The 6892-nt window shown below is 58.6% G+C and carries 8 protein-coding genes; 2 read left to right on the top strand and 6 right to left on the bottom strand.

Going from position 1 to position 6892, the window contains the following annotated elements; genetic code table 11:
• Positions 1-226: 226 nt before the first annotated feature.
• The 4 genes from NW815_RS03580 to NW815_RS03565 form a co-directional block, all read right to left on the bottom strand.
• Entirely contained in the window at positions 227-1750 is a 1524-nt protein-coding gene (locus NW815_RS03580; RefSeq protein ID WP_414390446.1) for a S10 family peptidase, read from the bottom strand.
• Between the two features lie 84 nt (positions 1751-1834).
• Positions 1835-2428, bottom strand: coding sequence for a hypothetical protein (locus NW815_RS03575; protein ID WP_414330664.1), 594 nt, complete (start codon positions 2426-2428; stop codon positions 1835-1837).
• Positions 2429-2629: 201 nt separating this feature from the next.
• Complete coding sequence (thiL, locus tag NW815_RS03570) at positions 2630-3652, bottom strand: thiamine-phosphate kinase (protein ID WP_414390449.1); 1023 nt, start codon at positions 3650-3652, stop codon at positions 2630-2632.
• A 114-nt stretch (positions 3653-3766) separates the two neighbouring features.
• Positions 3767-4417, bottom strand: a complete 651-nt coding sequence (locus tag NW815_RS03565; RefSeq protein ID WP_414373803.1) for a class I SAM-dependent methyltransferase — start codon at positions 4415-4417, stop codon at positions 3767-3769.
• Positions 4418-4533: 116 nt separating this feature from the next.
• On the opposite strand from NW815_RS03565, the gene NW815_RS03560 reads away from it, so the two are divergent.
• Positions 4534-4749, top strand: a complete 216-nt coding sequence (locus NW815_RS03560; RefSeq protein WP_414356808.1) for a hypothetical protein — start codon at positions 4534-4536, stop codon at positions 4747-4749.
• A 24-nt stretch (positions 4750-4773) separates the two neighbouring features.
• On the opposite strand, the gene NW815_RS03555 is transcribed toward NW815_RS03560, so the two are convergent.
• A complete protein-coding gene (locus tag NW815_RS03555; RefSeq protein WP_414390452.1) occupies positions 4774-5628 on the bottom strand; it encodes an ABC transporter permease in 855 nt (284 codons plus the stop codon).
• Between the two features lie 112 nt (positions 5629-5740).
• Positions 5741-6754 carry an ATP-binding cassette domain-containing protein gene (locus tag NW815_RS03550; RefSeq protein ID WP_414415714.1) on the bottom strand — a complete coding sequence of 338 codons (1014 nt, stop codon included), beginning with the start codon at positions 6752-6754 and terminating at the stop codon, positions 5741-5743.
• Here NW815_RS03550 and NW815_RS03545 point away from each other — a divergent pair.
• Positions 6753-6890: a hypothetical protein gene (locus NW815_RS03545; protein WP_414415713.1), complete on the top strand. Its 138-nt coding sequence runs from the start codon at positions 6753-6755 to the stop codon at positions 6888-6890. The two genes, NW815_RS03550 and NW815_RS03545, sit on opposite strands and share 2 nt — an antisense overlap.
• The last annotated feature ends 2 nt before the right edge of the window (positions 6891-6892 follow it).

Genomic DNA, 6892 nt, shown 5'->3' with positions numbered 1-6892 from the left:
TGCGGGGCTCCTGCGATTTCTAGCTGAGAAAAGCCCTATGGCCCTGTGCATGCAACGTTTTGGGTGTGGGCCACTGTCCTGGCCTAAATTTCAAGAGGGCAAGGATGCACGCTATAGAGGAACTTTCTAGCGGAGCTATTGCACCGGCTAGTGTCTCATTGCCATTTGAATTGACTATAAGTGCTGCTGCAAAACCAGGAACCAGAATCCTCGCCCGGCGAGCATGTTATGACTCTGAGCTGGAAGCTGTTTTCGAGTAAAACTCACGCATTTCTGTAAACCACTCCAATCGCGAGGGATCCCAGGTGTAGAACATGTGTCCGCCGCGATAATGACGTAGGGTGAGGTTGGCCTTCAACCGCGGATCCAACTTCATCAAATCCACCAGGTGATTCGAGGCAAAGTAGGGCGTGACCAGGTCGTAAAAGCCATGATGAATGCTCACCCGCATGTGGGGGTTGAGGGCCATGCTGCTGCGCAGCTCATCCATTGCGCCGATGAATCCTTGCTTCAACTCTCCTTTTGGGGTGAACCGCCAGGACTTGAACACCTCCAGGTTCAGCAGGTGATAGGTCAACTCCGTTTCTACTTGCAAGGTCTCCCGCAAGTGGCTGTTGATGGCCGCCGTGAACAGGCGATCGATCCCATCCAAGGTGGGATCGGATCCCTCGAAGGTAGGCCGATCCGGAAAGGGATCCACCGTGGTTACAGAAGCATCGTAGAGCCCCAGCACCAGTCGCTGCGACCGCAACAGCTCGCGGGCAAAACTGGCGATATCGATCCGCCCGCCTTTGTGGGCTACATATTCTGGAGATAGGCCGATCCCTGCCGCCATCTCCTGATACACCGCTTGCCGTTCTGCCTCTGGCATTGCCTCCCCCATGGCCAAGAGGGGCAGCAGACGTTGTCGGGCAAAGTGTTCTGCTTTGGGCAGCAGGATCTGCAAATCCTCCCCCCAGCCACACCGTCCATGATGGGCTGCTGTGGCCACATAGGAAGGGAAAAGGGCTGCCCAGGTGCTGAGGTTGTAATCGTTGGTCTCCAGCAACCCAAACTCAATCGCAGGCGAGATGAGAATGGCCCCCGACAGGCCCACGCCAAACTTGGATTGCAGCTCCTTGGCCAGCCGCGCCACCCGAAACCCACCGTAACTCTCGCCGGCAATGAAAATGGGGGAGAGCCAGCGTTTGTATCGGGAAAGAAAGCCCTGAATGAATTCTCCCAAGGATTGCAAATCCCGCTCCACATCCCAGAAGGGCGATTCCTTAGGAGGCTCCTCCGCCTTAGCATCCGGCTGAGGGGGCTTGGATGCCGGATCGGATTTCTCCCGGGAATCTTTGGGGTCTTGAGAATCCTTGGGCAGGGCGCGGCTGAACCCCGTCCCCACCGGATCGACAAAGACCAGGTCGGAAAAGGGCAACCAACTTTCGGCATTGTCCACCAGCCGCACCGGGGAGGGGGGCAAACTGCCGTTGGGCCCGAAGCAAATCCGTTTGGGCCCCAGCGCTCCCATGTGCAGGTAGGCAGAAGCTGCCCCAGGCCCACCGTTGAACACAAAAGTGAGAGGGCGGTGCTGAGAGGCGGAGTCTTGCTTTAGATAGGCGACGTGAAAGATCTCGGCCACCGGCTTTTCCCGCTGGAAAAGGGTCTGCCAACCGGCCAGCGCTCTGTAGGTAAAGCTCTCCTCTCCAGCCGTAAACCTGTGCTCGGTGGAGAAGAGGGGGGAAGTGGGCTTAGATTCAGTAGCCATGAAAACAGGGATCCGCAGTCTGATCCCCAGTGAATCACAAGTTGCCGACCCTCAACACTCCCAGAGGAATCTCCAAACGGCACCTCACAAAGTCAGCGGAGCTTCCAAAGTTAGATTGAAAGATTGGCCGGGGCGCAGCACCACCACCTGGGGAGCGGTAACATTGCCCACCACCACTCCGGTCACGGCGCCTCCTAAGACATTGCCCACCGAGACTCTGCCCGTGATGGCCCCCAAAATGGCTCCCGCGGCTGCCCCAATGGCTGCATCCTGAGCGATGGCCTCAGCCGAATACTGACGGGGATCCTTTTCGTCGTGGAGGATGTTGGAGGAAGCCCGCAGGCTGTAGGTACGACCGCCGAGAACAATGGAAGTGCCGACAAAGCGGGATCCGCCCGGTGCAGGTTCCATCTGTCCAAAAATGCGGCTACCCGCCGGGATCACCAAGCGCCCCTGGCTGTCAAAAATGTTCTGAGTAACGGCCACTTCCAGGGGATAGACGGTGTCGGGATAAAAGTATTGCGGCCCTTCGCTACTCAGGCTGCCGACCGGGATAATCGTCCCCTGCTCAAGGCGGTAGGCACCCAATTCAAAAAGCGGCTGAGCCGAACTGGGCAAGGGGGCCAACGCAGGGATCCCGGCCAGGCCAAGAATGGCTGCTGTTAAGATAGCTTTCATGAGTAGAGTCTCCAATGCTTCTCCAAGTTCTGCCGAGTTCTCAGCAGTTGCCTGAAGCTATTCCAAGTCAATTTGCTTCCTTGTCTCAGCTTCTCTCCACTTCTAGGTTATCGAATCCTTCCTAGGGCTTGTTTTCTCCCACAAGTCGATTTGTTTTCAACTGTTGGCAGTTTGGGTGACCATCCTGCAGCACAACGCCTCTTAGAAATGCTGGAAGGCTTGCTGACGACTGAGGGCTTGCCCGTCCTTCAGCCAGACGGTTCCCTGCGGATCCCAGCCTGTCACTTCTCCAATCCAAACGGCCCCCGGCAATCTTTCCAACAGATGCTTGGCCACCGACACCTCGGCACTGAGGAGCAGCTCAAAATCTTCGCCTCCATAGAGCGCCCACTCCCAGGCTTGGGCCGGAAAAGCCTGCCGCAAAGCTTTTGAAATCGGGATCCGCTCCACGGCAATCCTTGCCTCCACCCCACTGGCCTGACACACCTGCACCAGGGCATCTGCCAAACCGTCGCTGGTATCCATACCGGCAATGCGCAAGGGATCCGGGATCCCTTCCAAGAGGGGCACCAGATCCAGGCGCGGGCGTGGGTATTGGTGAGCCCTGATCAACTGCTCGCGCTCGGCTGCCGTGGCTGAGGATCCCTGTTCAGGATGGAGAAGCAGCTCCAAGCCTGCCCGCGCATCTCCGTGGGGCCCTGTTACCACCAGCCAATCGCCGGGTTGAGCCCGTCTGCGCTGAATGGCCCGCCCCGGCTGCACCGATCCCAGGGCCGTGATCGCCACGAACCGATGCGGCGACCGACACAGATCCCCTCCCACCAGTTGGCATTCCCAGCGGGCGCAACAGTCCCGCATCCCTTGATAAAGCTCCTCCACCCAAGCAACCGGTGTGGAGCCCGGCAAGCCCAAACCCACCACCAACGCCTGCGGACGGGATCCCATCGCGGCCAGATCCGACAGATTGGCGGCCACCGCGCGCCAGCCCACCGCATGGGCCGGGGTCGTCAGATCGCTGAAGTGAACTCCCTCCACCAACACATCGGTTGTCACCACCAACTGCCCCTCCGGAGCAGCTAACACCGCCGCATCGTCTCCCACCACCTGGGCCGGACAGTAGCGCTGCACGATCTGCAGCAGCCCTGCCTCCCCAATTGCCGAGATGGGTAGGGGGGAAGGATTGCCGTTTTGTGGGGAAGAACTGTCAGAAAGACCGGAGAACAAGACAGACCTCTGAGGGTAGCGAGGATAACACAGCTGCAAGATCTGGTGGATGCTGGAGTCTTGTTGGATATTTCCAAGGATCCCGCCTGCACGCCACAGGCAAGCTGGAGAATTCTACCCCGCCGCCCGCTGTCCAATCAGGGCATAGAAGGGATCCCCGCCTCCGCCTGCCCAAAAGCCCAGCCAACCTATAGGGGCAGGCCGCTGGATCACCTTCACCACCGCAAACCCTGGCACCGACTCAAAATAGCGCCTGACCAACTCCACTCGCCCCGCCTCAGAGTTGTCCCGCCAAGCCTGGATCGCCTTCTGGAAAAACATGCGATTGGAGAAGCTGACGATGAACAGGCCCTGGGGCTTTAGGATGCGATACACCTCGGCAAACACCTGCTCTGGCTGCTGCAGATATTGCACCGAGACCGTGTTTAGCACCGCGTCGAAGGATTGATCAGGGAAGGGCAGAACTGGGTTTTGGTTCAAGTTTTGGATGAAGAAGTGATCCAGCCGGGGGTTGGCCGCCAGTTCCTCAGGGTTCATCCCATGCCCCTCCACATGGGCAAACTCCATCTCAGGTGGCAAATGGGAGACCCAACTGCTCATCAGATCGAGAATGCGGGTCTGGGGCCGCAAATGCTCGCGGTATAGATCGGTGAGCTGGCCGATGAAGCCAGAATCCACATGAGTCACGAAGCGAGGATAGCTGTAAAAGAGGGCATCGTCGCTGGGATCCAACTTGGAGCGCTGCCAATCCTTGAGCACCACCATGGCCAAACGGTTGCAAATCTTAATCAAAGCTAACATTTTGGAAGCTTCGGAAAAGGGGTGGGCGTGATACCTTAGCAGAGCAACAGTGGCCATTTCGCGAAGGACTCTTTGCCGTGATGTCTGTGTCTCACCCCTCTTCAGCGGCTCCTTCTTCTTCTGGGTCTAACTTTGGCCTGCGGGAGTACGTAACCGAACTGCAGCTCCACATGGCTCTGCAGGCTCGCAGCCTTACTCCTTCTCTCAGCGTTTCCCCAGCCCAGGACAGCCCCCTGGCTCTGGTGCAGCAGGCACAGGCGGCTATGGAGAAGTCCGCTTCCCGCCGATGGCTTTGAGGGGCACAGCCTGGGCAGAGAGGCTCAGGCCAAACTTTTGCGCAACACCCCCTGCACCAGCAGAACCGACACTACGACAAACCCCGTCAAGAGGCCCAGGGATCCCGCCAGGGTGAGATCGCCCCAGGGAGCCTGCAGCACCACATCGGCCCAGCTCCAGCTATCGCTGCGGTAGACATGGCGAATGGGCTCGATGGCAAAGGTGAGGGGGTTGAGGCTGGCCACCCAACGCAGCCAGGTGGGCATAAAGCTCAGGGGAGCCAAGGCCGTGCTGGAAAAGATCAGGGGCAAGTTGACCAAAAAGATGAAAGCCAGCAATTGCTGGTGCCCCGGCATGGCAAAGGCCAAGCCCAAGCTCAGGGCCGTGAAGCCCAAGACCAACAGGCCCACGATCAAGGCCACCACCGCCAAGCCTGGCCCGTCGGGGATCCCGGCCCCAAGGGCGTAGTCTGCCCCCACAATGACTGCCGTCTGCAGCAACGCCAAGCTGACGATAAACAGGCTAGAAGCAAGAACAATGGAAAAACGAGAGGTGAGGGGAGCCACCAACAACCGGTTCAAAAAGCCAAATTCTCGGTCGAAAATCACCGGCACTCCGGCATTCAAGGCTCCACCAAAAGCCGTAAACACGATGACTCCCGCCCCCAAAAACTGGGTGTAGTTTTGTCCGGCCCCGAAAATGCCGGCAGGAGCATTCTGAAACAAGGCTCCAAATAGAATCAGCCAGAGCAACGGCTGGATAATGCCAACCAGCAAGGTTGTGGGGCGACGCTGCAGTTGGATAAACAAGCGGCGGGTGAGGGCAAAGGTCTCCTGCCAAAAGTCAGCCGTCAGAAGGGGGATCGGGTTGGGTTGAACCGAGGAAGAGGCAGAGTTCATACCAAAGCTCCTGTAGGGTTGCGATCAATCAATCCATTCCAAATCCATCTACCAAATACCTCGATGTGCCTTTGTATAGGGATCAATGGGGCTCGATCATGAGGGGATGAAGTTACTTTTTCTTTTTGCCCAGATTGGCCTCGGCAGCGGCCAGCTCCGCGTCCATCAGGGTTTGCCCGGTTGCCGCCAAATACACATCATCCAAGCTGGGACGAGATTGGGTGCTGCTGAACACCTCTAGCCCATGAGCCTGCAAGTGGGCGCGAATCTGGCTAAGGGGATCCTCTCCATTCCGCTGCACCACCAGGTTCAGGGCGTTGCCCTGGGCGCTGTTGATCACCACCTTCTGGACAAAGGGCAGGGATCCCAGCAGTTGGGCACCCCGTTGGGCCAGTTCCGCCGGGGCAAATTCCTGCAGCCTGACGGTGATGCGCTCGCCGCCGACGCGGGTTTTCAGCTCCTCGGGGGTTCCCTCGGCAATCACCTTGCCCCGGTCGATGATGGCCACCCGATCCGCCAGCAGGTCGATCTCCTCCAGGTAATGGCTGCTGAGCACCACTGTGATCCCTGTGTTCTTGAGTTGGCGCAGAAAATCCCAGATGGCCAACCGACTGGGAATGTCCAGGCCCACCGTGGGCTCGTCCAAGACCAGCACCTGGGGTTGATGGAGCAGTCCTGCCGCCAGATCCAAGCGTTTGCGCAGCCCGCCGGAGTAGGTACCGATGAGTTGGTCGGCACGGTCGGTCAGCCCCAGCAGCTCCAGGACGGCAGCGATTCGCTCTTGAGCCAAGGGGCGAGGCAGGTGGTGGAGATCGGCCTGCAACTGCAACAATTCTCGCCCGGTCAGCACCTTATCCAAAGCCACCTCTTGGGCAACAAACCCCAGTTTTTCTCGTACCGCTTTGGGGTTTTCGCTGGCCGGGATCCCGTACACCTCTATCCGGCCCGCATCGGGACGAAGCAAGGTGCAAAGGCAATGCAAAGTGGTGGTCTTGCCGGCCCCATTGGGGCCGAGAATGCCGTAGATCTGGCCGGGTTCCACCTGAAACGAGACGTCCGCCACGGCCACTGTGGATCCGTAGCGCTTTTGAAGTTGCTCTACCAAGACCGCAGGAGTATCTGACATGGGTATCCACATCTCGCTTCCTCTAGGCTATCAAGCCTGTTCGGGAGATGAGGCCAGGGATCGCCACCATTTCTTGCTCGTTGCCGCCAGCCCCCTAGGGATGGTGGGAGGTAAACTACCCGGCTCCGACCGCTAAGC

It is taken from the genome of Synechococcus sp. R6-7, from assembly GCF_047461695.1.
Taxonomy (GTDB): domain Bacteria; phylum Cyanobacteriota; class Cyanobacteriia; order Thermostichales; family Thermostichaceae; genus Thermostichus.
Note: the sequence above shows the minus strand (reverse complement) of the source record. Positions and strands in the feature narration are given on the sequence as shown.